The sequence below is a fragment of the Escherichia sp. WS1450 genome (genome assembly GCF_046487395.1).
Classification (GTDB): domain Bacteria; phylum Pseudomonadota; class Gammaproteobacteria; order Enterobacterales; family Enterobacteriaceae; genus Escherichia; species Escherichia coli.
This window is the reverse complement of the sequence record NZ_JBJQJO010000035.1, coordinates 1-26,871: the sequence shown is the minus strand read 5'-3', so window position 1 is coordinate 26,871 and position 26,871 is coordinate 1. Positions and strand designations below refer to the sequence as shown.

At 45.3% G+C, this 26,871-nt stretch carries 32 protein-coding genes and 2 pseudogenes; 19 read left to right on the top strand and 15 right to left on the bottom strand.

Annotated elements, in window-relative coordinates:
• Positions 1 to 458 precede the first annotated feature (458 nt).
• The 3 genes from ACJHYR_RS24860 to ACJHYR_RS24850 form a co-directional block, all read right to left on the bottom strand.
• Positions 459 to 740, bottom strand: a complete 282-nt coding sequence (locus ACJHYR_RS24860) for a hypothetical protein (RefSeq protein WP_000077926.1) — start codon at positions 738 to 740, stop codon at positions 459 to 461.
• Positions 741 to 789: 49 nt separating this feature from the next.
• Complete coding sequence (locus ACJHYR_RS24855; RefSeq protein ID WP_000398480.1) at positions 790 to 981, bottom strand: hypothetical protein; 192 nt, start codon at positions 979 to 981, stop codon at positions 790 to 792.
• A 91-nt stretch (positions 982 to 1,072) separates the two neighbouring features.
• Positions 1,073 to 1,414, bottom strand: a complete 342-nt coding sequence (locus tag ACJHYR_RS24850) for a hypothetical protein (protein WP_001151575.1) — start codon at positions 1,412 to 1,414, stop codon at positions 1,073 to 1,075.
• A 372-nt stretch (positions 1,415 to 1,786) separates the two neighbouring features.
• Here ACJHYR_RS24850 and ACJHYR_RS24845 point away from each other — a divergent pair, with 372 nt between their 5' ends.
• The 9 genes and pseudogenes from ACJHYR_RS24845 to ACJHYR_RS24805 all read left to right on the top strand — a co-directional run bounded on the left by ACJHYR_RS24845 (position 1,787) and on the right by ACJHYR_RS24805 (position 7,735).
• Positions 1,787 to 2,179: a hypothetical protein gene (locus ACJHYR_RS24845; RefSeq protein WP_000341066.1), complete on the top strand. Its 393-nt coding sequence runs from the start codon at positions 1,787 to 1,789 to the stop codon at positions 2,177 to 2,179.
• 603 nt (positions 2,180 to 2,782) lie between these two features.
• The gene (locus ACJHYR_RS24840; protein WP_024136327.1) at positions 2,783 to 3,076 is read left to right on the top strand and encodes a helix-turn-helix transcriptional regulator; all 294 of its coding nucleotides are present in this window, start codon (positions 2,783 to 2,785) and stop codon (positions 3,074 to 3,076) included.
• 4 nt (positions 3,077 to 3,080) lie between these two features.
• A complete protein-coding gene (locus tag ACJHYR_RS24835) occupies positions 3,081 to 4,406 on the top strand; it encodes a type II toxin-antitoxin system HipA family toxin (RefSeq protein ID WP_000088046.1) in 1,326 nt (441 codons plus the stop codon).
• Between the two features lie 60 nt (positions 4,407 to 4,466).
• Positions 4,467 to 4,673 (top strand): hypothetical protein, encoded by a 207-nt coding sequence (locus ACJHYR_RS24830; RefSeq protein ID WP_000134171.1) that lies wholly within the window; start codon positions 4,467 to 4,469, stop codon positions 4,671 to 4,673.
• Between the two features lie 101 nt (positions 4,674 to 4,774).
• Complete coding sequence (locus tag ACJHYR_RS24825) at positions 4,775 to 5,185, top strand: hypothetical protein (RefSeq protein ID WP_000985911.1); 411 nt, start codon at positions 4,775 to 4,777, stop codon at positions 5,183 to 5,185.
• Between the two features lie 12 nt (positions 5,186 to 5,197).
• Positions 5,198 to 6,013 carry an HNH endonuclease signature motif containing protein gene (locus ACJHYR_RS24820; RefSeq protein ID WP_001572439.1) on the top strand — a complete coding sequence of 272 codons (816 nt, stop codon included), beginning with the start codon at positions 5,198 to 5,200 and terminating at the stop codon, positions 6,011 to 6,013.
• Between the two features lie 253 nt (positions 6,014 to 6,266).
• Entirely contained in the window at positions 6,267 to 6,692 is a 426-nt protein-coding gene (locus tag ACJHYR_RS24815) for a hypothetical protein (RefSeq protein ID WP_001043843.1), read from the top strand.
• A gap of 453 nt (positions 6,693 to 7,145) precedes the next feature.
• Positions 7,146 to 7,366, top strand: a pseudogene (locus tag ACJHYR_RS24810) (type I restriction-modification system subunit M N-terminal domain-containing protein); the annotation flags it as partial.
• Between the two features lie 69 nt (positions 7,367 to 7,435).
• Positions 7,436 to 7,735, top strand: a complete 300-nt coding sequence (locus ACJHYR_RS24805) for a hypothetical protein (protein WP_001572440.1) — start codon at positions 7,436 to 7,438, stop codon at positions 7,733 to 7,735.
• 312 nt (positions 7,736 to 8,047) lie between these two features.
• Here the strand turns inward: ACJHYR_RS24805 and ACJHYR_RS24800 are convergent, their stop codons facing one another.
• Both ACJHYR_RS24800 and ACJHYR_RS24795 read right to left on the bottom strand, forming a co-directional pair.
• The gene (locus ACJHYR_RS24800) at positions 8,048 to 10,087 is read right to left on the bottom strand and encodes an ATP-dependent helicase (RefSeq protein WP_032192809.1); all 2,040 of its coding nucleotides are present in this window, start codon (positions 10,085 to 10,087) and stop codon (positions 8,048 to 8,050) included.
• Positions 10,084 to 10,938, bottom strand: a complete 855-nt coding sequence (locus tag ACJHYR_RS24795; RefSeq protein ID WP_074149649.1) for a hypothetical protein — start codon at positions 10,936 to 10,938, stop codon at positions 10,084 to 10,086. Before ACJHYR_RS24795 ends, ACJHYR_RS24800 begins: the two co-directional genes overlap by 4 nt.
• 762 nt (positions 10,939 to 11,700) lie before the next feature.
• On the opposite strand from ACJHYR_RS24795, the gene ACJHYR_RS24790 reads away from it, so the two are divergent.
• Positions 11,701 to 12,039, top strand: coding sequence for an HNH endonuclease signature motif containing protein (locus ACJHYR_RS24790; protein ID WP_223231361.1), 339 nt, complete (start codon positions 11,701 to 11,703; stop codon positions 12,037 to 12,039).
• Between the two features lie 61 nt (positions 12,040 to 12,100).
• Complete coding sequence (locus ACJHYR_RS24785; RefSeq protein WP_001194555.1) at positions 12,101 to 12,304, top strand: hypothetical protein; 204 nt, start codon at positions 12,101 to 12,103, stop codon at positions 12,302 to 12,304.
• Between the two features lie 341 nt (positions 12,305 to 12,645).
• Here the strand turns inward: ACJHYR_RS24785 and ACJHYR_RS24780 are convergent, their stop codons facing one another.
• The 5 genes from ACJHYR_RS24780 to ACJHYR_RS24760 form a co-directional block, all read right to left on the bottom strand.
• The gene (locus ACJHYR_RS24780) at positions 12,646 to 13,050 is read right to left on the bottom strand and encodes an H-NS family nucleoid-associated regulatory protein (RefSeq protein WP_001287392.1); all 405 of its coding nucleotides are present in this window, start codon (positions 13,048 to 13,050) and stop codon (positions 12,646 to 12,648) included.
• A gap of 497 nt (positions 13,051 to 13,547) precedes the next feature.
• Positions 13,548 to 13,784, bottom strand: a complete 237-nt coding sequence (locus ACJHYR_RS24775; protein WP_000175476.1) for a hypothetical protein — start codon at positions 13,782 to 13,784, stop codon at positions 13,548 to 13,550.
• Positions 13,785 to 13,825: 41 nt separating this feature from the next.
• Positions 13,826 to 14,281 (bottom strand): hypothetical protein, encoded by a 456-nt coding sequence (locus ACJHYR_RS24770; RefSeq protein WP_001572344.1) that lies wholly within the window; start codon positions 14,279 to 14,281, stop codon positions 13,826 to 13,828.
• A gap of 59 nt (positions 14,282 to 14,340) precedes the next feature.
• Positions 14,341 to 15,006 carry a hypothetical protein gene (locus ACJHYR_RS24765; protein ID WP_000490638.1) on the bottom strand — a complete coding sequence of 222 codons (666 nt, stop codon included), beginning with the start codon at positions 15,004 to 15,006 and terminating at the stop codon, positions 14,341 to 14,343.
• A gap of 57 nt (positions 15,007 to 15,063) precedes the next feature.
• Positions 15,064 to 15,444, bottom strand: coding sequence for a hypothetical protein (locus ACJHYR_RS24760; RefSeq protein ID WP_001426317.1), 381 nt, complete (start codon positions 15,442 to 15,444; stop codon positions 15,064 to 15,066).
• Positions 15,445 to 16,086: 642 nt separating this feature from the next.
• Here ACJHYR_RS24760 and ACJHYR_RS24755 point away from each other — a divergent pair.
• Both ACJHYR_RS24755 and ACJHYR_RS24750 read left to right on the top strand, forming a co-directional pair.
• Positions 16,087 to 16,905: a DUF4942 domain-containing protein gene (locus tag ACJHYR_RS24755; RefSeq protein WP_000193209.1), complete on the top strand. Its 819-nt coding sequence runs from the start codon at positions 16,087 to 16,089 to the stop codon at positions 16,903 to 16,905.
• A complete protein-coding gene (locus ACJHYR_RS24750; RefSeq protein WP_001572381.1) occupies positions 16,902 to 18,107 on the top strand; it encodes a hypothetical protein in 1,206 nt (401 codons plus the stop codon). The genes ACJHYR_RS24755 and ACJHYR_RS24750 overlap by 4 nt, the downstream gene beginning before the upstream one ends.
• Positions 18,108 to 18,386: 279 nt before the next feature.
• Here ACJHYR_RS24750 and ACJHYR_RS24745 read toward each other — a convergent pair whose 3' ends face one another.
• Genes ACJHYR_RS24745 through ACJHYR_RS24735 form a run of 3 tightly spaced genes read right to left on the bottom strand, consistent with a single transcriptional unit; the run spans position 18,387 to position 21,384 of the window.
• Positions 18,387 to 19,706 (bottom strand): DUF1173 family protein, encoded by a 1,320-nt coding sequence (locus ACJHYR_RS24745; RefSeq protein ID WP_000078514.1) that lies wholly within the window; start codon positions 19,704 to 19,706, stop codon positions 18,387 to 18,389.
• Between the two features lie 22 nt (positions 19,707 to 19,728).
• Positions 19,729 to 19,896 (bottom strand): hypothetical protein, encoded by a 168-nt coding sequence (locus ACJHYR_RS24740; RefSeq protein ID WP_000220758.1) that lies wholly within the window; start codon positions 19,894 to 19,896, stop codon positions 19,729 to 19,731.
• A gap of 60 nt (positions 19,897 to 19,956) precedes the next feature.
• Positions 19,957 to 21,384, bottom strand: a complete 1,428-nt coding sequence (locus tag ACJHYR_RS24735; protein ID WP_000833382.1) for a DNA cytosine methyltransferase — start codon at positions 21,382 to 21,384, stop codon at positions 19,957 to 19,959.
• A gap of 214 nt (positions 21,385 to 21,598) precedes the next feature.
• Here ACJHYR_RS24735 and ACJHYR_RS24730 point away from each other — a divergent pair, with 214 nt between their 5' ends.
• From ACJHYR_RS24730 to ACJHYR_RS24705, 6 genes are all read left to right on the top strand, one after another.
• Entirely contained in the window at positions 21,599 to 22,114 is a 516-nt protein-coding gene (locus tag ACJHYR_RS24730; RefSeq protein WP_001572389.1) for a thermonuclease family protein, read from the top strand.
• 2 nt (positions 22,115 to 22,116) lie between these two features.
• Positions 22,117 to 23,013 carry a hypothetical protein gene (locus tag ACJHYR_RS24725; protein ID WP_000975182.1) on the top strand — a complete coding sequence of 299 codons (897 nt, stop codon included), beginning with the start codon at positions 22,117 to 22,119 and terminating at the stop codon, positions 23,011 to 23,013.
• A 47-nt stretch (positions 23,014 to 23,060) separates the two neighbouring features.
• On the top strand, positions 23,061 to 23,468 hold the full coding sequence (locus ACJHYR_RS24720) for a hypothetical protein (protein ID WP_001572392.1): 408 nt from the start codon (positions 23,061 to 23,063) through the stop codon (positions 23,466 to 23,468).
• Between the two features lie 694 nt (positions 23,469 to 24,162).
• Positions 24,163 to 24,360 (top strand): hypothetical protein, encoded by a 198-nt coding sequence (locus ACJHYR_RS24715; RefSeq protein ID WP_000710701.1) that lies wholly within the window; start codon positions 24,163 to 24,165, stop codon positions 24,358 to 24,360.
• Positions 24,361 to 24,696: 336 nt separating this feature from the next.
• On the top strand, positions 24,697 to 25,158 hold the full coding sequence (locus ACJHYR_RS24710) for a hypothetical protein (protein WP_000185304.1): 462 nt from the start codon (positions 24,697 to 24,699) through the stop codon (positions 25,156 to 25,158).
• 29 nt (positions 25,159 to 25,187) lie between these two features.
• A complete protein-coding gene (locus tag ACJHYR_RS24705) occupies positions 25,188 to 25,595 on the top strand; it encodes a hypothetical protein (RefSeq protein ID WP_000074418.1) in 408 nt (135 codons plus the stop codon).
• Positions 25,596 to 25,645: 50 nt separating this feature from the next.
• Here ACJHYR_RS24705 and ACJHYR_RS24700 read toward each other — a convergent pair whose 3' ends face one another.
• The gene (locus tag ACJHYR_RS24700) at positions 25,646 to 26,173 is read right to left on the bottom strand and encodes a hypothetical protein (protein WP_001027750.1); all 528 of its coding nucleotides are present in this window, start codon (positions 26,171 to 26,173) and stop codon (positions 25,646 to 25,648) included.
• Positions 26,174 to 26,339: 166 nt separating this feature from the next.
• Positions 26,340 to 26,871, bottom strand: a pseudogene (locus tag ACJHYR_RS24695) (hypothetical protein); the annotation flags it as partial.

The window sequence follows — 26,871 nt, the reverse complement described above, 5'->3', positions numbered from 1 at the left end:
GATGTCGGTAGGAAGTACTCATCATTTGGAAATGGTTTTTGTGTGGAAACAAAATTATATTCTAGTTGATGAGTACTTCTTTTTTTGTTGCACTTGGATTGTAAATTCAGCACGTTAATATACGGGAGTTTAAATGTTCGCAGAAATCAAAGATAATTATTCGTTAGGTGGATAAAGAAAGGTTGCCATTACCAGCTTTCGACGAGTCGAAAATAAAAACCTTATTTATAGTGACAGGGAGTATGAGCTGACGCTTGCCAATGGAACAATAATTAAAAATGTACTTAGAAAAGAAGAGTGGGAACTGTTAGAAAGCAATTCAATTAAGGTTATATTATAACGAAAATATATTTACAGTTTTGGATAGGTTTCAAACGAGTCCGGACATTTGTACCTGAAGTATCTGACATTACAGTTAAGTGACGATTATGTCAGCACGTCTGTTGCTGGCAGCTTAGCTATCGGTCTAAAAGCTGATCCATTAATAATTCTTCGTAAAGCCCAGAGGTATCGGGCTTTATTACAATATCCGTTATTTCGAAGCGTTCAAGTACAAATTGCAGATATTCCGGAGTAACGTAGTAGGGATCAGGTTCAGCCAGATTAGTATAGAGTGGGTCTTCTGCTGCATTAATGTCATAATCAATGCACATATGAAACCACTGCAAAGGTGGATCCCAGCCTAACATCACCTGAACAATTCCCTGATTGCTTTTCACCTCATACCAGTGCTGGCTCATACTTAGTCCTTAAGAAAATTTGTCATCGGAAAATAACACGAAGCCTGCATCATCGAGGCGCATAACCTTCTTCCCTTAACGCCTGTTGTAATTTATCAACTGCGCTTTTCATTACCCAGGCTTCTTCGTCACTCACAGCACAACCACGTAGATCGCTCCAGCTCAGACGTTTAACAAATTGAGCAAGGGCCATAGTTTCGTTCTCATCAAGCCGCAAACTCAGTGTCTCAATACCTTCCACTATCTAACCTCCCTTATAATGAAAAATGGCGCTTTACTTCTGACCAGATGCCGAAGCCTTGAATGCAGCCGGAACTGTCGTTGTTTCTACTTTACAGAAATGGAATTAAAAAGTGGTGATGCTGGGCACGTTTCTTTTCCAGCCGGGGTTTAAGCCAGAGCTGAAACTCATTCAACTTCTCAGCAGCCAAAACCGCTTCAACGGGGAAAACTTTATATTTACCCTGTTGCTGAGGTTCACCCAGCCATCGCCTGATGGCTCCGTCAGTCCATAAACGAGTCTCTTTTAGCCTAGTTACAGTGACCCATTTTCTGGACCATTCATCAAATTGTCGCTGGCGATCCCGATAACGTTGTTCTTCCTGCTGCCGAAGCCACTCGCGATCAACAGCAAATTTTCGGTATCCAACAAAGAGCCCTTGTACTTTGGCCATGTCATATTCCGGTTGCTTAGAGTTACTCATTCAACCAAAACCTAAACGTCGATACAAACTCTGTTTCATAACCAGGGTTTTATCCTTACCGCGACAGTAAGTAACAGGGGCTGCATAAACCGGTCATTTAGTCCGTTATGCAAAAATTATTGAGGATCCGGGCTGTTAAACTGTTCTTCCTCTTTCGCTTCCGGTGAAAAGGGGAGGTGTCACCCTGCGAGCCCGTGTAGTGAAAGGGATTCGTCGTAATACAGGCCAAAGGCTAACATGACCGCAAAGGACGCCCGGGCGACCGGATACCTGCCGGGTTGTGCGATGTAAAATCCGGAAGCAGTGATAACACAAACAGGCCCCTACAGCGTAAGGATTGTGATGGACGATAAAGAGCAGTTTACGAATCTTGTGGCAAAGCATGCCTCCGGACTCACCGAAGAGCAGCTGGCCGGGTACGATGCCTGTTCCCTGGATGGTGAATGCGTCACGCCTTCATACGAGGTTTTCCGGGGGTATCGTACCCGCCACACACTGGATGAATTTCTGGAGATGGCCATATCGCTGAATGCCATCCACCCGGATGAATATTTAACGGATATGCTGCTGAAGCCTCATGAGGTGATCGGCGCTCTGGCCGATGAAGGCGACCAGCTGAACAACGCCACCCCGGTTTATTTCTTTCCGGATACCGGCGTCTATGCAGCGGCCGTTAGTGAAACCCGGGTGCTCGATGCCTGGCTTTGCTGGCCATGCTACCCGGCGAACTGGTAACGCGGCCGTTGGAATTGCACCGGCCGGATACGAATTTAACCGACCCCGTGGCGGGAAGGCTATCAGAGTTGCATGTCCTCATCCCTCAAGCCCCCTGCCAGGCCCCAACGTGCTGTCAGGCTTCGCCTGATTCCCGATCTGCGCCGATACTTCAGCCGATAACTTTTTGTTTTCTTTTTATTTTCTTCCCATTTCCTCAAAAATCGCGGGCGGCGTGGACAGGGCACCATTGCCGCATGTGGGGTCTTAATAAGGGCAGGGTGGTCAGTTTTGCTCGATGCCAGGGTTAGGCCCTCCCCTTCATGGGATGAGGACATGCAAGTAAGCTAACTATCTGAAATGACGAAGGTTCATTTGGTGAATGTCGCTTCATATTAATGTTGTGTCACTTATGATCGTATGTAGCTGGTTGCAAAGAGGAGCGATGAGACAATAAAGTTGTATCGCTAACAAGATTTATGCTGCCACATAGTAACAGCCTAAAAGTTGTACGCCCTATTTAACAGCTTTTAGGCTGTTAATTTGATATTACAGCTTTTAGGGTGTATGTTTAGGAAACAGCCTGCAAGGTGTATCAGAGGAAACTACTGAGGCCAGCTTATGATCAATAATGATTACCCGTTAAACACGCTCAACCAGCTGCGTCCCTTGCTCATTGGTTTTCGCAAGGCGAATGGCCTGACGCAAAAAGACCTGTCCGAAAGGTTAGGCGTCACTCAACAGACATACTCACGTCTGGAAGCCAACCCTGCCAGTGCGAGCATTGAACGGCTATTCAAGGTGTTTTCCATCCTGGGCGTAAAAATCAGCTTCTCCTCGGCAACCACCTCTTCAGAGAGGAAGCAGACGGAAGAAATGCTTAAATCAAACTCACCTGCACGACAGGAGGATTGGTAACGATATGAGCCGGAAACAGCAACGTCTGGTAATTTGGATGAACGGCATCAAAGTCGGGTACTGGGAAAAAAGCAAAGGGGTAGACAGCTTAGAATACCTTCCTGAATGGGTTGCTGACGAACAGGGAAGGCCGCTGTCATTGTCCCTTCCTTTTACTCCCGGGAACCAGGTCTGGCGTGGAAATGTGGTACGTGACTATTTTGATAATTTACTGCCGGACAGCGAAGGCATACGCAGACGTCTGGCAATGCGTTACAAGGCCGATAGCCTGGAGCCTTTTGATCTGCTGACGGAGCTGGGAAAAGACTGCGTGGGCGCGATACAGCTGCTTCATGACGGAGATGAACCCACTGATTTATATTCCGTGAAGTATCACCCGCTTACTGAATCAGAAATTGCGGCAACTTTGCGTAATACCACGGAGACATTGCTACCGGGCAGGCCAGAAGATAACGACGACTTACGTTTATCTATTGCCGGTGCTCAGGAGAAAACAGCCCTACTGTGGCATGAAGATCGGTGGTGTATGCCGGAGGGTAATACACCAACGACGCATATATTCAAGCTACCGCTCGGACTTGTGGGGAACATGAAAGCCGACATGAGCTCGTCGGTTGAAAATGAATGGCTCTGCTCGGTACTTCTCGGCCAGTACGGGCTCCCCGTGGCAAGAACGCAGATTGCTCACTTTGAAGATCAGAAAGCGCTGGTGGTAGAACGTTTTGACCGAAAATGGTCAGGAGACGGACAATGGATCATTCGTTTACCCCAGGAGGATATGTGTCAGGCCCTGGGCGTTTCGCCATTACGAAAATATCAGGCGGACGGCGGGCCAGGTATATCGGAAATTATGGAGGTTCTGAGTAATTCAGACCGTGCTGAGCGTGACAAAGCGCAGTTTTTTATGACGCAGATAATTTTCTGGATGATGGCCGCAACAGATGGCCACGCTAAAAATTTCAGTATTTCTATTGGGCCACAGGGACGTTATCACCTTACACCAAACTATGATGTGTTGTCGGCATGGCCGGTGATCGGTCATGGGAACAATCAGATATCCTGGCAGAAGTGCAAACTGGCGATGGCCGTACGTGGCAGTAGCAACTATTACCAGATATATCGAATACAACGACGCCACTGGATCAGGCATGGTGAGATAACCGGCCTGAGTAAACAGCAGACAGAGGCGATGATAGAGGAAATCATCGCCAGAACCCCGGGTGTCATTGAACGTGTTAGCGGGCTTCTTCCGGACCAGTTCCCCCAGCAGCTTGCGGAAAGTATTTTTGATGGAATGAGGCAGCAATGCAGGCGCCTGGCTGAGAAATGACAGCCGCAATTTATAGTGTGCATGTTTTCAGAATAGCTGATGTAAGCGTGAGGATTCAGTATGACTGAAGAACAAAAAAGAATAGAGCGGGCTATTGAGTTGGCTTGTCGTTACGGCGGAACCGATGAAATGCATCATCTGCAATGGGTCGTGGATCAGATGGTAAGAGAACTTGCTGGAGAACGTTATGCACAGATTGTAGCTGATGCCACCAGCGGAGAAGATGGGCCTGATACTTACAAATGGAGTGTTGGGATCGCGCCTTAACAGCTGTCGGTCTGGGGGTGAAAACGTATTCTTCATTCAGCGAATTCCCAGGCTTCACATTAAGACTAAAGCGGCGGCCGCAGTAACGTAAGAGAAAATAAATGGCTATTTTAGCAATCATTGCAGTTATCGCCCTGGGTGGGTACGCCTACGGATTTATTAAAACCCGTGAGCTGAGCGCTTTGCGTAAAGAAATGAAACTATACGTGGATCGCATGGAAGCGGCGGAGCTGGACTTACACGCAATCAGAAGTGTAGCGGAGCACCGGTTGCACGGTGCAGGTAAACAGTTTGCCGACCTTTACAGCCGTATCGACGGTGCAACTGTGACGCTGACACCCGAAGATCAGCTGTTACTGGCAACGATGCCATTTAATATTCAGGATGTAGAAGACATCGTAAACGAGCGCGGTCCAAAGACAATTAGCGGCCGTCCATTCTGGGAAGTTGAGCCAGGCCCGCATGATTATGAATATGGCCCGCAATATCCGTATTTCCCAGACCAGCGCTAGGAAGAGATCAAGATGAGAGAGCCAAGACCACGCCATACCTTGCAGGTCATTCGTGTACCTTCTCTGGAGGTTCAGGACCTGGGGCTGACCAGCTTTGATAGCTGGCTTGACGAGCACGGGTATGACAAAACGAATGCCAGAAATAACCGTACCATCTGGGCGAGAGAAGGCGGATGGCATCTGAAACGTTGCAGAAATCTTGAAACTGGCACGGACGATTTCTGGTTTATCGCTTTCGATGGTAAAGGCGGGAAGATTTACCCGCTGAAAACCCAAAGAGACTACCGGGCTGCATATCGTAAGCTGGAAGCAGAAGGTTATGCGCCTGCGGTCATCGAGCAAATGACCACAGGCGCAGCATATAACCTGGCCTATCCACGTTCCACCCTAAAACAAGCTGAGACGGCCACCAGCGAGCCAATTCGGAAACCTGACGTAGATATCCAGGGTGAGCACTGCGAGCGCGTAGTGACGCAACGTAGTGGCGTGGCACAGGGTAAATTCAAAGCTCTGCTCATCGAGAATTTCGCAGGCCGTTGTGCGGTAACCGGTTGGGTTAATGGAGGTGTCCTGGATGCGGCACACATTGAACATGGAACCCGGTACAATCCGTCTAATGGCATCCTGATGACTCCAACAATGCATGCGCTGTTTGATGCCGATCTTATGGGCATAGATCCGGCCACCCTGACCGTTCATTTTAAGCCAGGCATTGAGGTGGGCGAGCTGTTTGAAGGCCGTAAAATCACACCGCTGGTGTACGATCTGGACTTAGAGCGGCTGGCCGTACGCTGGGCAGAATACCAGGGCCTTGCTCAGGACCAATGAAGGGTGACAGCCAGGTTGTGCCTAAACCTGGCAGTAAAACCTGCATGCCACAAACCTTTAAATTCTGACTCAAGAGCCTGGCACAAGATAAAAGCGAAATGAAAAGGTTAAAACCGGTGCACCAGACCTCTTAGGTTTAATACCTGAGCCAGTATACTGGCAGTCTCAGGTAAGTGGGTATCATACACTTCAGAAATATCCACACCGAGATAACCGCAACAGTTAAAGAGCTAAAAAGGACGGTTTTAATTTTATGAATAAAACAGCTTTAATTATGATTCTGGGAATCCTCGGATGTGGTAAAGCATTTGCAGCCACTGAATTACAGCTCCAGCAAAAACGCGTTATGCATTTCTGTGCCAATGCCAGCCTTCCGTTGTTGATTGCCGGTACAACTTATGCGAATACGTCTGACAATGGACGACCAGAAAAAGAAAGAGTGGCAATCCTGAAAAATTCAGTTGCAAGCTCGACAGCTTATAAAATGGCATCTCCCGGAGTTCAGATGGCCATGATGAGCGTGGTGGAAGATATTGCCGATCCGAAAGAATTAGCTCTACATCAAAAAGAAGTTAGACGTCTTGGGGCTAGTTATCTTTCCGACAGCGGTGTTTCATGGGCTTCAAAAACTGTTTCACCATTTACAGCCTGGTGTAACTTTAACCGTTTAGAAAGTTAAGGCTGGCAAGGCGGTTCCTGTTCAGGAAAGTTACTTTCCGTGCGGGGACCGTAAGATACAGATAAAGCTTAAGGCCTTTGAATTTTTGGAAAGCATTTGAAAATTTCATTGCGCTTGTCTGATATGAAACAGCCCTGCATTTCTGCAAAGGCTGAAAGAGTGTGTACGGACTTTGGAAGGAGTGATGATATACGCCTGAGCCATCCCATCACCGCAGACAGGGTAATTAACCCTGACTAAAGCTTTCACCTATTCCGTCGCTCGCAAGCGGCTTTCGCACACTAACGAAGGTATGGCCTTTCGTCGGTGTTAAATTTTTCGGCTATTTGCAATCTGAGGTTGGATTGTAGATTTTAGTTAGAAATGGATCAAAGTCCGTTTTGTGCAAAACTTGGTTGACAACCCTCTTTTGGATGATGTGCCGTTTCGTGCAAAAGTTGGTTGGAGGCCAAGATGGCAGAGTTCGTAGGTTCGGCTGCTTCGCAAGCTGATTTCATTTGGAAGAACGCGGAAGACCTGTGGGGGGGGATTTCAAGCATACCGACTTCGGCAAGATCATTTTGCCGTTTACCCTGCTGCGTCGATTGGAGTGCGCACTGGAGTCTACACGGGAAGCATCGCTCGATAGCCAACCAGCCACGATTGAGTTCTTAGAAGCAGAGTTCAGTGTTGATTTCGATGCGCTGCTATCTTGACCGCCAATCAGACCCGCATGGTTCAGGTTTGTGTATGAGAGTCCCCAAATGGCTGTAGTTCTAACCAAAGCCTTGATTGAAGCCGGCCGCACCGGAAATAGTGGGTACAGAAAAAAGCAGTTGCTTGCGCTGGGCGTAAGTAACCCGCCGAAAAGCGGCTGGATCGAACGACTGATCGGCACTGAGGTATCTGACGAGCAGTACGAACGCTTTCTGGGGCACAGCACGAGCAAGCTGCATATTCCGGTCGAAAATGAACACCTATTCCGGTTTAAAATGAACGCTGATTCCGGCTTGCGTGTACACCGATTCCGGACACCTCAGTGCACGTACTCTGATGTCAGATGAACCGTCCTGTTCCAACGTCTTGGATCCACAACTGCCGCGCTGCGCTTGGCTGCTGGCTTGTTCAGTGAGTCGAAAAGATGCCTCCCCTCAAAGCTCAGCTTCTGCTCGAAGAATCCCTGTCCGCATACTTTCCGGAATCACTGTTCAACTTCACCGGAATACGCACAAGCAGGCTGAACAGATCCTACGCGGAGAGCAGCCAGCCAAGGGGCTTCAGTATGCAAAGCGAGCGAAGAAGCTCGCTTCTGAAAGAAAAGCCACAATTGATCTGGATAACGAGCACCTGTCTGAAATCGAAAAGTATCGGTAGCCCTAGACTTTTAGCCGCTGAAGATCTCTTAGATACCATTGGTGAAACTTGCTGAAGTCAGCCTTCTGTTTCTCTACCGTGCTTTTATAGATCGCATCACTGGTAACCGCACAAGCAGTCCAGCCAGCCTCATAGACGAAGCGAGTAGCTATCGGTGACTTCTTCGGGGTGCTATCCCAGCGGTTTTTGAGCCACCGCGCAAGCCCTTCATCAAGAGGGACAACCAGATTTAGCTGCTGTTTTGTGCGAGTGATACCGACATAAAACAGCCGACGTTCCTCCTCGATTACCTCTTCGGTCGGAGGGGTGTTCATCGATGTGCGAACGCTGTAAACATCATCGGGTTTGCCGCCAGGAAATTCCTGCTCATTCAGCCCGACCAGTATTACGTTATCCCACTCCAGCCCCTTGGAACCATGCAGTGTGGAAAGGATGAAGGGATCGCAGTCAGTTGCAGCCTCGCCTGGATTCAAGATAAGGTTTAAAAACGTGCGGGAATCGATCTTACTGGAGACAAGTAGCTCCTCGATCCTCTTGACCCCTCGTTGCTGGTCGTTCGATCCAGTGCGAGTTACACCCTCAGAGCCAACACTATCAATGAAACCCTCCATACGCAGGCGTAGTAACACATCGATAGCAGGCGTTTCCTCTCCGTCTTTCTGGCAGATAGTGGCGAGCCTGCCCAGCCGATCTTTTTGGTTTTGTGCGCCCTCGAATAACTGGCCTAGAGCAGACCATAGGTCGGCGTGCGGAGCCATCAATCCACTGAGCGCCGCTTTGAATTGCCCTTTCTGCCAGCTAAAACCAGCCTCCTTCAGAAAGCCGTAAACAATCGCTTGTTTGTTGGGATGGTTTTCCAGTAGCCGCAGATCGCCGTACACAGACAGCAAGACGCCAACTACCAGTATCCCGATTTCAGTGCGGGTGTGTAATGCGCTTGAACCATTGAGGTAGCGATAAGGTAGCCCACACAGGCGTAAAGTAATTTCCGCCTCAGCAAGGTTCGCCTTAGTGCGGGACAATATGGCTTGTGTTCCACTGCTCACCGAGAGGTTTGATAGCACCTTGGATAGGCAGTTATCAAAGTGCAATCTGACCTCTGTTTTGGGGGTGCTAGGATGACTGACACAAAGCTTGGTCAGCTTTGTAGAGTTGCGCCGAATTACCGAGTTAGCCATCAAGGAAAGCTCATGGCCAAATCTGAACGTGCATGACAGTTGAAACACCTTCGTATTCGGGTAGTGCTTTTCAAACAGTCCGCCGATAAAGTCTGGTCGAGCACCACGCCACTCATAAATACACTGGTTAACATCACCAACAGCCATAACTGACGTATCCGACTTAGATAGCAAGCGGGTCATGTCATGCTGTATCAGGTTAACGTCCTGATATTCATCAACAATGATGTGCTTGAAGTGGGCACCAAGGCTGCTGTCATTACGCAACAGTGCGACAGCCTCAACCAAACAGTCATCAAAGGTTCGCAGACTGTTTTCCTCCAGCAGCTCACAATAGCGGCCATAGGCGCGAATAAACTCCCGTTTGATGTTGCTGAACGTTGGATCATTGGCAGCATCAACAGGAGTTACGGCCGCCGCCCGGCAGCGAGCAATAAACAGCTCGAAGTTTTCAATTTCATTGGGGTCAATAAAATTCGCCTCATGGTCAAAGCCATAGCAGTAGGCTTGCTTTACCAGTTGCTCATAGCGGTAGTCGCTTGGAGTAATGAGGTCTTTCTTCTTGATTATCTGTTGGCGTTCTCCGTAACCAACAATCTTTAAGGCCAAGCTGTGGAACGTGCGGATTTCTGGAATCACGCTCGACATCAGTGCCGTCTTCAACTTCTCCGTGAAGCTCACCTGCGCCGACTTGTTGTACATCAGGATCAGAATGGAGCGAGGATCAGTTCCCGTCTTGACCAGCCGCTCAACGCGCTTTACAAGTATGGTTGTTTTCCCGCTACCAGGTACGGCTTTTACCAACGCATGTCCGGTGTCATGGCTGACAATACTTTTCTGCTCCCAAGTCAGTCTTTTTGTCATGCCTTAACCTTGTAATTGGCGCACTGACGGGCCTCGGTGTAGGGAACGATCTTTGCTTTACTGTGACATTGCAGATAGCCATCCTCCCATCGGCCTGCTTGCTCGCACATAATGCAGTTGGGAAATAGTGAATGAGGATCGGCGTGACGGATAAAAGCTCGTAAGTTATCTGCCAGCTCAGCGGCCCCTAACGATCTAGGCCATGTGTTCACGTCAGAATTGATTGTTAAATCCACTTCAGCGAGCGGCATCGTTTGTTCGTTGAGTCGGCCGGAACCACTTAAACTCCAGACAGACATATCCACGTTACCTACTGAGCAGACGCCGCTACAGGTGTCCACAGATTGAAACGGGGGAAGCCAGTTGAATACTCTCAGGATCTTCTCCTTGATCGAGTAGGCCCCGGTAAGCAACATCTGAATATCAGAGGCAGATTGGACCTTAAACTCAAGAATCGGGATACCGGCTTCGATCTTGTCTTGAGAGCAGGGGTGTGTGACACAAATCTCTACGTAGCAACGCCTTTCGCCAGTCGTATCATACAACATCACGTCTGGTCGCAGCCCTGTGACCTTATCGTGTTTTTCCAGCTCTGCCTGATCGAAAAATTGAGTCAAGTTGTAGCGTGCAGGCACGGATTTTACGCACTGACGTGCTTCGTCTCTAACTAAGGCTAAATGAGGACCATTACAGGCAACCCGGCGCTCCAGCTCAAGGCTAATAGGCATTTCACGGCTGAGAGCTTGTTGGTAGCGATAGAAGAATGCTTCTTTGCCGCACTTGTGAAGATAGGTTTCAAGGGCACAGCATTCTTCCGAATGGCGAAAGTGCTTAGCGTTGAACTCGCCCATTACCGGGGTCAGGGGGCTCTTACAACCTGGGCAGGTGTAAGTATGTGAGCGCAGGGCAGCGCCAATGTGCGTGAGGGTGCCCTCGTCGTCTAGCGCGTAAGCGTATTGTATTGAGCTGGATTGAGTTGTCATGACTGCGTAGCCTCCCAAAAAAATCCAGCTAAGAACAGACCTTACGACAGGGAAATGGTAAGTAGTGCTTCTTGAAGCAGTCGAGTGTACAGCGGCTCAGTGAAAAAGCTAATCGCCCGCTCAACAACCTAGTGATACTGGTGCAGATTCGACAATGAGTTAATGCCCGGAGAGCATCTGCAAGACTTCTAGCTGGAAGGCATTCCAACCAGCCCTCGCTTCTGAAAAGCCGTCAGGAAACGGTAAAATCCAACCAAGTGAGCAACTTCACTTGATCAAAGATCTAAGGCTAGAATGATGGAATTACAACCTTAGTTTGCAAATAGCCAATTTTTCAAACTTTGCTTACTTTGTCAAGGAAGGTGACCGCAGTAGCAGGCACAACTACTTTAATCTGTATGAATAATAAGGTAGAACCGGCCAGTGAATGAATGCTTACCCTGAAATCAGGCGGACAACCTTCAGGAATATTGATAGCAAGACTGAATCTCTCGCTGCGGCGATAAACATTTCGCCATAACCCTGAACGAGAGTGGTTCATCCATCATATACAGGAGCGTTACATGCGCAAATTTAAGTACATAATCTGTCACCAGTCCTGACCAAGGTCCTTTCGCCCGGGATGTTAGGTTGAATTGCTACGGGCGATGTGTTGTCACCGGCGTAAGGTCCCCCTGGCGTACTGAGGCCGCGCACTTAACGCCACGTCATGAAGAAGGCATTCCCGACGTAACGAACGGAATTTTACTTCGCCGTGATATCCATACACTGTTCGACAATGACCATTGCGCCATAAACCCTGACACTATGAAAATTTACTTCAGCCGGGAGGCCCGGGAGTTGGATGATGATCTCCTGAAATGGCATGGGAATGAGATAGAGACGACACGCATGCAGGTTCCGGTTAACATCGAAAACCTTCGGATACGATGGCAAAAATTTAAGGCTAAGGATCGTCAGCGTAAATAAAGCCATAAGCTGAACCACGGCGAGGATTAGTCTTGTTCACTAAATGACAGCGAGAGATTAAATGCAAACCCAAAAAGAAATTACAGTTGGCCAGATCTGGGAAGAAGTGGATCCAAGACTGATCCGGAAAGTGCGGGTTGTTGAGGTGGCCTCGTTAGAAGGGCCCAAAGGCATCCTTATCGAAAACGTGGAGTCTGGTCGTAAGAACTGGGCGTCGTCATCCCGCTTTAATGGAAAGCGTGGAGGGTATCGTCTTATTTCCTGACGGTTTTGCCAATATGGGAAACTGAAGAGGTTGAAACCATCCCGGTGAGGGAGCATATCTGGTAAAGAAGAGTCTTTAAAAAGGTTTTACGCGACCTGGGATAATAAACGGGAAAACGATACCCAAAAAAAGAATACAGCGATGATAACGATAAGGAATGGTAAGGGCTTCAATATTTTGAGAAATGCCCTGGCTTCCTTTGCATCTGCATTTCTAATCAAACTGTCCACATAGGGATCACAGCTCTTAGGTTCTGAATTTTTCATATGTTCTGTACCTGAAATTGATTCCGTATGAGAAAAGGCCACCGAAGTGGCCTCTATCAAAACTGGTGGCAAAAGTTAGATCAGGAAATCATCAAGACTTTTACCGGCTGCAATTTGTTCTGCCAGAGCTTTGGGGGTACGGCCCTGTCCAGTCCACGTTTTTGTTTCGCCATTTTCATCAGTAAATGAGTATTTGGCCGGGCGTGGTCCACGGCTTTTCTTGGTAGCCGTAGATTTGGCCTGGAATGAGCCAAGCAGCTCTTCCGGGTTGATACCATCTTCTTCCATTAACTTACGCAGGGCGTCAAGTTTCTCCTGACGAGCTTGCAGTTCGGCAGCTTTGGATGATTCTTCCTGACGACGCTCATCAACAATGACATTAAGCTTTTCGAGGATTTCCTCAAGTACTTCTAAAGGCAGCTCGCGGCCCTGGGCGCGAAGAGTACGAATATTGTTTAACGATTTGAGTGCTTCAGACATACGACCCCACTTTCTAATTCTTTGATAAGGATTTACTTAATCATAATACACTCTATAAGGAAAAAGATGCCAGCTTTATGTCTTCAGGTACAAAGATATCTTGCTAAGAATACTCCTTATCTTCCTTGTGCAGACTGTTTCGTGCTTTCGATGTTGTTCATGAGTCTTAAAATCTGCTCACTGTTTAGGGTACTCATGCTGTAAATCAGCAAGAAGGAAGCGCAGAACAACATAAGCAATCGGAAAAGGAAACCATGCCAGTGACAGGCCATATATAGCGGAGATAAACATAGGGTAATTTAACTCACTTACAAAATTCGCTTCATTGTATTGTTGAATCGAAATGGCAGAAGCAAAAATTATAATTAAAGTAAGAAAAATCCACTCTAGCCATCTCTTTTTATAACAAGCATAAGCGAAAGCTGTAGGGTAAAAAATAAAGCAAAAAAATTCCAGCTGCAATTACGTTCATAAAAGTAACTTTCCTGATAGCGCCGTTATTTTTCGAATGCAGTATCATGAACAACTGCCATAACATTGATGATTGGCTTTCTTTTTCTGAAGAACCTTCCGCGCGGCAAAGTTTCTCCCGCTTTGAGACGATAAAGCCAGAAAACATAAGCCGGAGGAACATTGCTGTCAAAAATATCTGAACAAGTTTGAACTGTGATGCCTACTGTATTGTCTTTCCTCATCTCTTTAAAAGTGCCTTGCAATGCAGCGGATAACGTCATTTTTAAGAAACCTTTTTTCTGTTTGAACGGATAGACTTGACTTAGCTGGCTTGACTGTAATGTTTGCCACTAAAGATCCCTCGTTCTGAGGATGCAGGCACTACAAAGTTACCGTCAGGTCTAATCATACGAGTTTGGATGAAATTTTTGCCGGATTTGGTTTTTTCAACCTGGTGCTCGATCTTCCATTCTTCTTTGACGGGACCGGATGACAAATGAACTAGAACCGGTACTTTTTTACGTGTTCTATCCAGAACAATACAATTTGATTTATCCGTATCAAAGCTTCCCTGAAGAGTATTCAAAGAGCAATTATCATATCCCTCAACCGGAACTGCATTACCTTGGATATCAATTTTGAATCCTCCAGCTATTACAATTTCGGGTGCGTTATCATTTAAAGTCTCGTCATAGGCAGCATCAACTACATCGCAAGCAGTAAGAGTAAGTGACGATGCCACAGCAAGACACAATAAAGAAAATCTGTTTTTGAACATATTTGAGACCTTTTATAAAAATAAAATAACAGGAGAATTGTATCATTAACAGTCTAGTTCTAACGACTACCACTTTTAAGTATGTATTGAGCCAGTTTTATATTCAGGCACACCATATTGCACTCTAGCTCTTTCATCATTCTTGAAGAACTCTTAATTAAGTATTCTTCAAGTGGGCCAGCATATGCCCCTGATGTCACGATCGTTAGTTGCGTAAGAGGATGAGTCAAACTCTCAATGCCCTTCAGGATGTCATTCTGGACAGCAGCAATATAAACAGGCGAAGCCGCAATCAAATATTCATCATTCGGGCTGGACTGCATTAACTGGCTTATAGTTGCGCAACGGTTATGCTTACCTAGTGATTTTGTGATGGCTTTCCACCAGAGATCATGCCTGAATGGTACTTGATGAAATGTCGCCTCGTAAGAGGGCACCCGATCTCGACTATTTAAAAACCCCATCCCGGCAGAGATTATCCACAACTCCAGATTTCTGGTTGAGTTTAAAATTTCCTTTGCCGTAGACCAGTGATTACCTGAATACAAGGACAATGCCGGTACCGCCTGATTACTTCTGGCGTCGTCTACAATGTTACTCCAGGCATATGCTGCGTCGTCCGGGGTTTGTTTTGGATCTATGTCCAATGTCGGCCAGACGTGGCCCTGATGATTCTTGCCCTTTGTACAGGAAGTGATTAAGTGTACTGAGCGTTCAGAGAACATTATCTTCCTTACATACCCATAGAACAGCTTTCTAAGAACGGTGGGCTCGCCTGAAAATTACAAATCAGCCCCTTTCACGGCATCATTTTGATTCTTCGCGTCTGCCCCCAGTAAGATGACCGGTTTTCTGCATGACAGTGTTATTCCTAACAAACGCAACACAAAACCACGCCAGCCAGAGCAAATTTTTTCATTTGCTGCGTAAAGCCTATTGTTTTCTCTTTTAAGCTTCGCCCACTCGTTACAGAGGGTAACATCATCAAGCGCTGTTATATGCTTCGCCTCACCTTCGACGATAACGGTATGGATACCGTATGCTGTAAATCTCATACTATTTTCCAGAACCCAGTTGCGGTATTCGTCGAGTCCACCTTCGGAACCGGTAGCTCTGCGCCACATTTCAATTTGCTTGTGTGATGGGTCAAGTGTACTTGTCATTGAAGCCTCGTCTCAGCGATAACGCTTGAAATAGCCCGCTTTGGTCATCATGAAATTAGCCATCTGACTGGCGATTTGATTGTATCTTACTCATAGTGCCCTACCTATAGGTTAAAAAGGGGCATTTTCGCTTTATAGCGTGTTCAGCAGCATCAATCCTCCCAAGAAAGGCTGGCTTATTAAGCCGGTCCATCATTTTCTGTATATCTCTCATCAATTTTTATATCCGCCCTGGAGTGCACCGTTCAAGCACACCGATTAGGCAGATAGTCACTAGTTAACTCTTTACTAGTGACTAAATTCCATTGATATACGTGACAACGTCACGTCATGAAAGCTTATAAATGCCTATTTTTCATACAATGGGATTTAATTAGGAGTAAATCCCATAGGCTTACATAAGGATGACAATTAAAAGCGTTAAATATCAACCAGATAGAATGATTACCCCCAATTAATGGGCTCATCACATTATTTCACTGGCTGGGGTTATTGCTGGCATATCTGAAAGTGCTAATATGTTAGTCATTAGTAATTAGTAAAGCCTTTACTAAACGCGTTTCTACGTAAATTCTATAGGTTTTATAGTGTCCTACCTTTGCTCAAATCAAAATGTTCTGACATACCAAAATGGAGTGTAAAATGACTCAAAACCAGGGTTCTGAGCCAGTACCGGCGAGCCGGACAGGGCAGCTCATCAGCGCCCGGGATATGGCCATGCAGAAATTCGAAGAAGGGATGCGGTTAATCTCGGAAGCGTCGGAACTGTGCGGTCTCTCTCTCTTCACCAGCAGAATTATGCAGCCCAACGCATTTGGTCTTCCGTCGTCACTGGATCGCACCATCGAGGAGGGGCGTAAGGAAATTGACCGTAAAACGTGGAAAAGGCTCTTTGAAGAAACAGGTATGGACCGGTACTGGAACCATAAGCAAAAAGAAGCCTTTAACGAATCCCTTCGTACGGATCCGCCCGTCGCTTCCCTGGAGATTGTTAAGGGAACATTACAGCATGCACTGGCTAACAGACGAGACACCCTTGCAGAAGGTTTCGTTGATGTTCTCAACAAGCTTGACCGAAGTTTCAAAAGCAATGCCAGGCAATATACAATGCCAAAAAAGCTTGTTCTTCGGGGGATTTTTCCTGGTGTGAACGTGCTGAGGTACAACGGTTTCTCGCAGGACAATCACTTTTGTTTACGCGACTTTGAGAATATTGTATGCATCTGTTCTGATACTCCAACACCTGCAACCGGCGGTGGGCTGAGTATGGTCGACAGGCTGACGGCCATGAGAAATACAGAATTCACAGGCGAGGTCAGTGATGAGAATGGCTGGCGGTGTCGCCTGTTTGAGAATGGAAACGTTCATATTTGCATCGACAGTATCTCGCTTCTGAATGCTCTGAACGATCTTATCAGCATATATTTTGCAAACCAGCTTCCGGCCGCAGGAAAAAAATGATGATTGAAAATGATAAAGAAAAAAGCCTGAACGATGCTACCCCGCCAGAGGTGCAGAATGACATCCGCAGCGAATCCACTGAAAAATCAAAGGAAATGGGTCGTTCAAGGTACTCATCTATCGCGATGATCGATTACTTCAATGCAATCGAACGTCTGTGCAAAGAGAAAGAAATTAACCCGGAAAATATCGATCTGAGCTTCAAAGTTCACTGGCTCAGAAACGCTGTTGGCGGCTCGTTTGCAAGGTCACAGGAGATGTTCGCGGAGTACCAGAAGTATGTTAAAGAGGTTCCTGAAGAGGCCCGTTACCTGGATATACCCGATGAGGTAAAGGTTGCACTCGGCGATATTATCTCGTACATCACCTGGCACTACCGTAGAAGCTATACCGCAATACAGAATGATAGTGTTAAAAAAGCTGAAGCACGTAGCATGCAGCTGGAGGAGGAGGTAACGCAGCTGTTACAGCGGCTTGAGCAAAGCGCTACCGATATGGATGAGCTGAAACTTGAGAATCAGGCACTACAGGGTCGATTAGAGATCCGGGACAGTACCGTCAAGGAGTTAGAAACAAGGCTGAATGTTGCCGAAGCAGAACTCGAAACCTGCCATCACCAGTTAGATAGCACACGGCATGAATTGAGCCTCGCACAGCAGTCAAATGACTCACTCTCCCAGCAACTGGCTGAACGTAAAACAGAGATCGCTGGTCACCTTGAATATCAAAAAAAGCTGAACGAAGAGATCAACACGCAGCGTTCTGATAACGCCGGTCTTTCCAGACAATGCGACCAGTTAAGTCAGACTGTGTCAGATACAAAGGCAGAGAGGGACAGGTTTGAACAGGAATTGATTGCTGCACAGAACCTTTGTACTGAGCTGAAAAGTGCACTGTCCGGGAAAGAGGGTGACCTGGTGGCGGTGAATGCCGAGCTTACTGAACTCCATAAACTAAACGAGTCGCTGAGCGCCGACCTGAATAAAGTAACTTTGGTCAGCCAGGGCTATGAAGCGGAAGTGGCTGAACAAAGCAATGAACTCAAAACGCTCCAGGCCAAAGTAATGAAGCTGGAAGCTACCCTGGAGGCGGAGAAAACAATCTCAGAATCCCTAAAAGGCACCATTGATACATTAACTGGTGCAATGGCAGGGGGAGGTACTGGAAAGTCAAAACAGCCGCGTAGCAGAAAAACATCATGATAAATGAAGCCAGGTTGATACACTTCTCTGCATCCCCTGGCACATAAGAACTTCTGCGGACATTCAGCCCGTCCGCAGGAGTTTTCGTCCTTCAGTCAACAAATGCACTACCTTTTTTGAGTCTCCACTTTCCAGAGCAGAAAACACGTTACCGATTCTACCAACAGCTTGTATCTGAGTGATAACCCCAGTCTTGTAATCATCTAGGATCCCTGACAGGAAAGCGTTCAGTTTTGTCTGTTCGCTTAGCGAAAGCATGTAGGACATTTTTTCTCCATTTTAAGCAGGTGTGTCAGTTGAAAGAGGTTTGCGTGATTCTGGAAAATGAGGCAGCACCATAGTTTCAGATGCTGTGGTCGCATCCCAGTGCCACCATCCATAAGGCCCATATTCACGGTTGTAATAATCTTTTTTGAGTTGCTTTCGGGCCAGATAAGCAGGAGTGGCCATACCAAATACTTCCATCGGGAACGGCTTATCGCTTTTTGTGTCGAGCAGGTAGAAGTCAGGGAACACCTCACTAATACTCGCATCATAACGCATGGGCTTAACGTACTGCCGGTGCTCTGCATCCAGCTTTTCTGCAACAACCGCCTCATAGGAGGAGTCCAGAGGTATCCAGTTCTCGCTAACGTGCATCAGCACAATTTGATGAGCTCTTACAGAAGGGCCTCTGCCGGTTACCGCAGCTGGTGACGTCAACGCAAAGACAACTATTTTCGCCCCGGATTTCCATGCTGCGTACTCCGATGAAAATCGTTTCTTTACGCTATCCCAATGGACTTCTGAATTGAAAAAAATCAGCGGTAGCCCCCCAAAATTCCGCAGGGGTAAAAATTTAAGTGGCTTCTCATGCTTTTCAGCATCGTAGCGAGGTAAAACTGACAGGAGCATGAGACGTTTATCACTCATCGCCTGTGATGAAAGACGCTGAATTTGCGACTGAGCGACAGGTTGTTTCGGGTCAGGTACACCAATGAATAAATGGTCACCTATGCAGGCTCTGCCGGTACGAATTTGTTTAGCGGTTTCAAGCAGACGATACCGTACCAGTGAATCGTTACGTTTCCCTGCCATTTTCGGGTACCAGACATTCAGACCAGACTCTGTCCACAAAAGACTAAGCAAGCCCAGGAGGGTCATTGAGGCCTGACCTCCTTCTGGTCGCTGAACATGGGGCAGGGGAGGCACTTCTGATTTTTCAGGAGGATCTTTCTCTGTCATACCGATACCGAGCCTTACAGCCATATCACCTTCGGTTGTAATCCGGACCACACCACTCGCATATCCTTTCAGGCCGGTATGCCGGGCATCAAGGGAGAAGAATACACAGGAAGGATCATGCTCAATGCCCGTGTTAGCGGCTTTGACGAGAATAAAGGCATCACCGTTCGGTAAAGCACGAACATAAAGTCGCTTTTCTCCTTTTCCACGACATCCGCAGGTGATGACTGATTTTTGACCTGAGGTGTGGTGTGCCTTTTTAAGAGCCGACTGCCACCCTTTAGCAAACTCATCCTGCGTTTGAAAGTCAGGTGAATACCTTTTGACGTTTGGATCGTCGTCGTAAGCAATCATCACTGCGAATTTTTGGCTCATAGTAGTCTCCTAAACAGAAAGTTTAATATCCCAACCAGAGCAACACTTCCTGAGCGTCATACTGTTCCTTTACGCCCATGTCGCTAAAGAATTCTTCGAAATCTGTTTCGGGAACGCAATGCCTGGACAGTTCTTGTAATGCTCGTTCTTTAGATACCGTCTCACCTTCAGCTGATTCGAAATACGTCATGGTTGACCTCTGACATTATTACAACAATCTTAAGCATTTAAATTGATGAAGGAGCTCAGGTCAGCTGACTTCGTCGTAAAACTGCCGCAAGCGCTGGGAGGCTGCAAATTCAATTCGTGACTTCAGCAGTTTGGCGACGGCCGCAAAGACATCAACGACCACGGAGTTCCCAAACTGTCTGTAAGCCTGTGTATTGGACACAGGGATACGGAAAACACTTTCCCCGGGTTTATCGAAGCCCATTAGCCTGCTGCATTCACGTGGCGTTAGCATGCGTGGCCGACGGTCCATGTTGTATGTGTTATGGAAATCAGTTTCTCCCAGTTCATGAGACCAGCCCCGATCAATAAGAATTTCAGATCCGTCTTTCATATAGCGGCTTGAGAGGGTTCTGGTGACACTATTAACATTGGAAGGATCTACTAGTCCAAAACCAAAACCATTGCCTTTTGCCGCATGTTTCTTTGCATAGTTGTATAAGTACTCCCAGAGTTTAGGGGAGAGGATGTATTTACTATCTACGCTCGGATCCAGTAAATCTGAGAGAGAAGGGCGCTTGTCCGGATAAAAGTCTTTAATGTCTCTCAGAGTAAAACCGTCTTTCAGACGTAGGTCGCGGCGAAAACCAATAAGGACGATACGTTCACGGTGCTGGGGTCGGAAATGACGGCCATCGATGACTTTAGGATCATCCGCGCCCGTGCTTTCGCTGTTTGCGACGTCGTAGCCAAGCTCATCGAGCGTTTTCATGATGATGTTAAAGGTATTACCCTTATCGTGACTCTTCAGATTTTTTACGTTTTCCAGAACAAAAATTGCAGGTTGTTTTGCCCGGATGATCCTGGCCACATCAAAGAAGAGCGTACCCTGAGTGTCGCACTCGAAACCGTGTTTGCGACCCATAGAGTTCTTTTTACTGACACCGGCGATGCTGAATGGCTGGCATGGAAATCCCGCAAGAAGAACATCATGATCCGGGATAGAGGCATCGATAAATTTGTATGCCTCGTCATCAGTAACCTCGGGCCGGTTGCTAAGAGTGATGTCACGGATGTCTGAATTGAAGCGGTGCTCGTTCTCATCGCAATACCAGTTCGCCCGGTAAGTACGGCTGGAATAAGTATTCCATTCGCTCGTGAAAAGACATTTACCACCGATGGCATCAAATCCGCTTCGCAGTCCACCTATCCCTGCAAACAGATCGATAAAGCTAAAGTGCCTGTCCTCATAATCAGCAGGTCGTGAAGGTATTAAAGTCTGTAGATAGCGTCCATCTGCGATACTCAGCTCACAATGCTCAGGTATGCATGTAACCTGACGTTTAAGGGATGCACGGGACCAATTACTGCCATTTTCATCATTTAATACCTGAGCCAGATATTTCAGGTCATAAATGGTCGAAGCTGTTAACAAAGTTTTGTGGATCAGAGATGGTGTTTTATCCACATCATTCAGGTCTGTCTCAAGATCATGAGTGTAACGTTTCATCCAAACTCTCTCAGGAATAATATCTTTGAGATAGATTAACACGCTTAATTTGGATTATTTTTTGGTTCAGGTTCTAAATTTATTGTGATTATTCTGCCTTTAAGTTACAAAAAGATTGGTTTTAAGCCCGCCCATGAAATAATGACTTGTTAAAATACTGCCTGTAAATAGGCTTGTGGATACATGTCTGTACTCAACAAATCAAGGTGAAATGATGTTTTTTTTAACAAAGTTACTTTTGCCCATCATGATTGTTGTATTCCCAGTGGCGTCCTGGGGGAACTCAACAACTTTTGAGGCAAAGGTGGTTAAGATTGTTGACGGTGACACCATAACTGCGTTGGATGCTCAAAACACAACCATCAAAATACGGATGTATGGTATAGACGCTCCTGAATCTAAACAGGCTTTTGGCCAAAAAGCAAAACAGGCCTTAACCACAGCTATAGCAACTAAAATCGTTACCGTGATAGACCATGGTACGGATATCTATGGCCGTATGTTAGGTACCATCTGGTTAGATGGATATGATATCAATGCCTCTATGGTGGACAGTGGATATGCGTGGGTTTATCGGTTCGAAGATAACGCCATTGTCCCTGGCTATATCAAATATGAATCCGCAGCACAAAAGGAGGCAAAAGGGTTATGGGCAGACACCAACCCTGTCCCACCATGGCAGTGGAGACAGGCAAACGAAAAGCCCAGAAAGGTGAAAGAGAAGAAATAACCATGATGAAAGAGCCTCATCCGTTACTTCAGTTGGTACTAAACGATTCCGGTCGTCTAACCATGCCTGTTTATTATAGAGATCAACAGTATTGCCCGACTTGCCTTACAAAGGTGTTGAAGAGTGAGGATGGAAGTTTGGCGCACCTCGGGGAAATAAATCAAAATACATGTAGACCTTCTATTTCAGTAGTTGTGACAAAAGCAATTATTGAAATGTTATGTGACGGGGAAAAAATATATGTAAATCCAATACGACACCGAGGCCGGGTGCTGGCACCCTCAGTAATTTTTTCTCCCGACACTCACACTTTCAAACCGTTTATAAATACAGACTATCAGCCTGTGGGAGCAAACTGGAAAAGTGAAAAGGGATATAAACTCGGTCTGTTTTATCTCAAAGATCGAGCCAACTCTATCAATAAAGAGGAATTTGATTTCATTGCCGTTATAGACCCTGAGGCAATGCAGAAAGAATTTATTTCGGCCTGGTCTGAGGTTGATGAAAAAAATCCATTGGAAACGCTGAAGCAGATCTTACGATCTAAAAACAACTCTTCTTTATGGGTAAAATGGCCTGGCAAAATTGAGCATGCGCAAAAAGGAAATTACAACGAAAATTACTGGTTCGATTATCAATCTGATAATCAGGAAGTGAACTGTACGGTCTCTGTTGTAGGTATCGAAGGTAACAGTTCCGGTGAGACAATTTATAGATTGCAAACTTTGCTAAAGCGTAAGCTCAATGAATATCAACTGGTTCGGTCTTTAGGGACTATTATGCTTCTTGATAATACCGGGAATATGATTCCATCAAACCATCCTTATTTTGAAGTCATCTCAAAAGCATGTATAAATGGAGTGCGTGACTTTGTTCGTCAAAACCCGTGGGTAGTCTGACGGTCAACTATAAAGCATAATATAATTAGTAATAACAAGGAACAGACATGAATGAAAACTCAGTAATCTTAATAAGTTTATTTTGGTTTTTTTTGGGATCGAGTGTTGTAGCTGGTTTTATGGATGCATCATTATATTGCTGGATTTTTGCAGCCATAAGCGCATTGTTTCTTCTTTCGGTGATACAAACACCAAAGGAGTTAACGGTATCTATTAGTCATATGACAAGCAAAACGCTGATCTCAAAGACAGATGATGGATACACATTTAGCATTTCACCTTACGGAGACGGGTACCGCTTATCAGTCTCGCCTGAAAATCGTCACAATGGTACCCAAAGCTTTGACGGCTGGTTCCCACGTTTTTTTTCCGAACCACAGTATGCCAAATCATCTTTAACTAAATTTCTCGGTGAGTCCTTAGTATGGGAAGAAGATTCAAGTAATGCTCTATGAGATTACTTATTATAAATTTTTCTATTAATCTCCATGGAGTGATATATGAATTTGGCCTATTTTTTATTTTTGTCTATAACTGTTATGCTTACGAGCTTTATTATTAAATCACTTGTCGTATTGGTAAAGTTCAAATTACTTCGTGATGAACGTCTCGAATATACCAGCAATAAAAATATTGATGAGATGTACGATTTAATGAATGCGAAGGAAGAAATCCTCATAAGGCATCATAAGCAGATGTTGGCATTGCATCTTTCACTATTAATATTCGTTCTATTTATTGCTTACATTTACTAAAAATAATTTTATTCAACATTTCAACAAAGGGTTTTCAATGGAAAGCTTCGAAACTGAACAAATGATTCAATATGCTTTCTACATAAATATCGTAATAACGACTGGTTTGGCATGGTTTTGCTTGCGGTCAGGATTGCATTACAATTTTTTCAGAAAAGCAGAGAGTGCCAGAACAAAAGGGCTGAGTAGTACCTCTACTGAACACGGTCCAGCAATAGTGAGACTAAAGAAGCTACAAGCATTAGTAGATTTTATTAGTAACTGTGCTTTTCTAATCCTTTCAATTGGCACAGCTTATATTTTGTATGTTTGGAGCCACAGTTAACTCATACGAGGTAACTTCGGCAGGTAACAACTTCTAATGCAGGACTTTAATAACTCTAAGGGATTCTACATGAAAAAAGACGATCTAATTACGCGTTGTAAATTACTTAAAGGCGAACGCGATGAGTCTATCTTTACCATATTAATTGGGATAGTAGTAAAGCTGGGGCTGGTAGGCCTGGCATTCTATCTGTTGCTTGGTTCCACGATTGATTGGTCAAGCTGGAAAACTTATGCCGCCATGTTGATCTTGGGAGCATTTCTCTAAAATCTTGAACCTTTTTTCACTCATTACAAGCCATGACCTAGTGCGTAGATCATACGATCTTTAAACCTTATGTCATTGATTTATAAGTACATATAACAAAGATTATGTTAAATACTGTATGTATGTACAGCATCAACAGTTGCCCCCCTCATATTGAGGTAATTGCTACATTCATACCACTATTCTTCTTATAGTATCGACATCCTGAATTATTGCACCCTACTGCTTTGTCTTTAGCTGTTCCGAATTAAAATTCATTGCTCAATTTGGATCACATGACGATCAGCGTATTCCTTTGCTTTATCAAAGTTAAGTTTTTAAAACATAAGATATGTAATGACAAATTCTCAATCTGATTTTCCTTTGAACGATCAAAATTTTCAGGCAGATTTGCTGAAAATCAAAAAGGTTTTCGCCGACCTTATAACGCAGGCATCAGATGGTAAGATACCCATAAGGTCTTCTCATGTACACGGCTTACACCATTTCGAGGAGCTCTACATCCGGGCAAGAGCAGGCATGTGTTCGGTCCTGGGATATCCGGTCATGGTTGTTTCAACTATCTCAGTTAAAGAGCCCGGCACAGGCATTTTTAGAGCGCTTCTTGCAGAATTGAAATGTATTGCAGATGAACAAAATTACATTTTGAAAATTGAAAATGTACTGCCTCCCCTATTCCGCAAATACCTTATTCAAGAAGGTTTTGTTTTCCCAGGTGAACCTTGGATGTGTGGTTCCGGCTATTGGTTTAAGAACCCACAAGTACTTCATGAAAATATTGAGTTATTATCTGTTTAAGTCGATCTAACAATTTCACTGGAGCTAACATGTCCCCGGAATTGGTATCAGACATTGCAAGAGTGGCGCATGAAAAGCTACTTTCAATTTTAACGGAGTGCGGCATAGAGAAGACGGCAGGCACTTGCCTTTTTGCAAGCTATCTTGTGTGTTATTTAGCAAAAACTAAAGGTCTAGATGCTGTTGTCCGTGGGGGTAACGGTGCAGATGATGGCGGTATATTTATAGAGTGTGGTGGCTTTGGCCATTATTGGTGTGAGTTGAATTTCGAAGAAGTGCAATATTATATTGACATCACTTCCGAACAGTTTGGGTTTCATCCATACATAGTGAAACTCGCCAACGATATAACAGGATGGCCTCGATATATTCCTGGTGATCAGGAAACGGTCGATAGTCATTTAGAACAATTATTACGCGACGGCTATACAGAATAGGCTGCGTATACCCTATCGCAGCCTTTCAGGCTCTTAACCCTTGTGACCTGTTAACGGAACCACTCAGGATGACGCTGCCGATCAACTTTGATAACCTGCGAATTAAATTCAACGACATCCGCTGGAGTAAGCATTAATTCATCAGGATTTACAATAAATGGTCTTAAAACCACTTCGCCACCGTCTTCTTTTGCACCGTAGATATTAATAAGAAAGTGCAGTCGTTGATTTCCTTCAGCATTGCGTTGCCATTCTCTAAAAGTCAAAGTTTGTTTAATATAGTTTGTTAAAAGAAATGCGAATTCAGATTCTTCCGTTTGTGAGATACCGATTTTGTTAGACATTTTTTTTAGTATCTTTCCGAGCATGGACACACAGGCATCTAGACTTAACGATGTTGAAATTTTGGTCGTATTAAAATCCTCCTGCGAAAGTGAAATCATCCATGTATTATCTTTATGATAGTCGGTAATATAAATAAAATGAGATGTAAAAGGCGTTGAGTGATTGAACTCTCCTAAGTTCCATCCATACTGACTCACTGTATTTGAGCTAAGTTCTTTGTCGGTAATGTTCATAATTCATACCTTTCGATAAAGTCTGTAATGATAATTAGCTATCTCAAAGGACCAGAACAACTCTTGAAATAACCACACTCGAAGAATTTATCATATTGAACACCCCTACCTAATAACCTTGCCGACTTAATAAATCACAATAGCCCTCCCCTGACATTTTAAAATGCTACTTGAATTTTTGATAGCTTATGGTTGTTTTATGTTCTTTGTGATACGCATATGTCATCTTCTCTTTCCAGTACCAATCTTGTAGATCCTGCAAGTCTAGCCCATTTTTCTCACGTATGCTTTCGTGTAATTCGCTAAGCGCGAGTTTATCATTAGGTTTATAAATGGCTAATTTTTCTTCAAATAAATCCAGCCAACGTTTCCCCATCTTACGACGCAAAACAAACACCATCGTGATAAATGTAATGAAATGCACAGCAATTAGTTCCAACTTATGCGATTGCTGACCAGATAAAATTACTATTGTAACAACAGGGATGGCCGTATATAAAGCAATCAAAGCGACCATAAGTTGGTATGGTTTTTCCCGTATTACCATGTTCATGGGTAAACCAGAGGACGCTACTGCTTGCCAAAATCTTAAAGGGGAGCCCGCAGAATTCGGAAAAAATCGTACGCTAAGGTTTTCCGGGCATCCGTAAGGGCCGAAACTTCCCGTCTTCCAGTCTGCGGCTCTGCCGCCAGACGTA

Coding starts and splice junctions, on each gene's coding strand:
- ACJHYR_RS24705 (WP_000074418.1), top strand. CDS start 25,188: ATGTCCCCGGAATTGGTATCAGACATTGCAAGAGTGGCGCATGAAAAG.
- ACJHYR_RS24715 (WP_000710701.1), top strand. CDS start 24,163: ATGAAAAAAGACGATCTAATTACGCGTTGTAAATTACTTAAAGGCGAA.
- ACJHYR_RS24800 (WP_032192809.1), bottom strand. CDS start 10,087: ATGACAAAAAGACTGACTTGGGAGCAGAAAAGTATTGTCAGCCATGAC.
- ACJHYR_RS24820 (WP_001572439.1), top strand. CDS start 5,198: ATGAGAGAGCCAAGACCACGCCATACCTTGCAGGTCATTCGTGTACCT.
- ACJHYR_RS24815 (WP_001043843.1), top strand. CDS start 6,267: ATGAATAAAACAGCTTTAATTATGATTCTGGGAATCCTCGGATGTGGT.
- ACJHYR_RS24720 (WP_001572392.1), top strand. CDS start 23,061: ATGAATGAAAACTCAGTAATCTTAATAAGTTTATTTTGGTTTTTTTTG.
- ACJHYR_RS24835 (WP_000088046.1), top strand. CDS start 3,081: ATGAGCCGGAAACAGCAACGTCTGGTAATTTGGATGAACGGCATCAAA.
- ACJHYR_RS24770 (WP_001572344.1), bottom strand. CDS start 14,281: ATGTTCAAAAACAGATTTTCTTTATTGTGTCTTGCTGTGGCATCGTCA.
- ACJHYR_RS24830 (WP_000134171.1), top strand. CDS start 4,467: ATGACTGAAGAACAAAAAAGAATAGAGCGGGCTATTGAGTTGGCTTGT.
- ACJHYR_RS24845 (WP_000341066.1), top strand. CDS start 1,787: ATGGACGATAAAGAGCAGTTTACGAATCTTGTGGCAAAGCATGCCTCC.
- ACJHYR_RS24740 (WP_000220758.1), bottom strand. CDS start 19,896: ATGACGTATTTCGAATCAGCTGAAGGTGAGACGGTATCTAAAGAACGA.
- ACJHYR_RS24825 (WP_000985911.1), top strand. CDS start 4,775: ATGGCTATTTTAGCAATCATTGCAGTTATCGCCCTGGGTGGGTACGCC.
- ACJHYR_RS24765 (WP_000490638.1), bottom strand. CDS start 15,006: ATGTTCTCTGAACGCTCAGTACACTTAATCACTTCCTGTACAAAGGGC.
- ACJHYR_RS24730 (WP_001572389.1), top strand. CDS start 21,599: ATGTTTTTTTTAACAAAGTTACTTTTGCCCATCATGATTGTTGTATTC.
- ACJHYR_RS24700 (WP_001027750.1), bottom strand. CDS start 26,173: ATGAACATTACCGACAAAGAACTTAGCTCAAATACAGTGAGTCAGTAT.
- ACJHYR_RS24860 (WP_000077926.1), bottom strand. CDS start 740: ATGAGCCAGCACTGGTATGAGGTGAAAAGCAATCAGGGAATTGTTCAG.
- ACJHYR_RS24755 (WP_000193209.1), top strand. CDS start 16,087: ATGACTCAAAACCAGGGTTCTGAGCCAGTACCGGCGAGCCGGACAGGG.
- ACJHYR_RS24780 (WP_001287392.1), bottom strand. CDS start 13,050: ATGTCTGAAGCACTCAAATCGTTAAACAATATTCGTACTCTTCGCGCC.
- ACJHYR_RS24745 (WP_000078514.1), bottom strand. CDS start 19,706: ATGAGCCAAAAATTCGCAGTGATGATTGCTTACGACGACGATCCAAAC.
- ACJHYR_RS24775 (WP_000175476.1), bottom strand. CDS start 13,784: ATGACGTTATCCGCTGCATTGCAAGGCACTTTTAAAGAGATGAGGAAA.
- ACJHYR_RS24750 (WP_001572381.1), top strand. CDS start 16,902: ATGATGATTGAAAATGATAAAGAAAAAAGCCTGAACGATGCTACCCCG.
- ACJHYR_RS24710 (WP_000185304.1), top strand. CDS start 24,697: ATGACAAATTCTCAATCTGATTTTCCTTTGAACGATCAAAATTTTCAG.
- ACJHYR_RS24795 (WP_074149649.1), bottom strand. CDS start 10,938: ATGGGCGAGTTCAACGCTAAGCACTTTCGCCATTCGGAAGAATGCTGT.
- ACJHYR_RS24785 (WP_001194555.1), top strand. CDS start 12,101: ATGCAAACCCAAAAAGAAATTACAGTTGGCCAGATCTGGGAAGAAGTG.
- ACJHYR_RS24805 (WP_001572440.1), top strand. CDS start 7,436: ATGGCTGTAGTTCTAACCAAAGCCTTGATTGAAGCCGGCCGCACCGGA.
- ACJHYR_RS24760 (WP_001426317.1), bottom strand. CDS start 15,444: ATGACAAGTACACTTGACCCATCACACAAGCAAATTGAAATGTGGCGC.
- ACJHYR_RS24735 (WP_000833382.1), bottom strand. CDS start 21,384: ATGAAACGTTACACTCATGATCTTGAGACAGACCTGAATGATGTGGAT.
- ACJHYR_RS24725 (WP_000975182.1), top strand. CDS start 22,117: ATGATGAAAGAGCCTCATCCGTTACTTCAGTTGGTACTAAACGATTCC.
- ACJHYR_RS24850 (WP_001151575.1), bottom strand. CDS start 1,414: ATGGCCAAAGTACAAGGGCTCTTTGTTGGATACCGAAAATTTGCTGTT.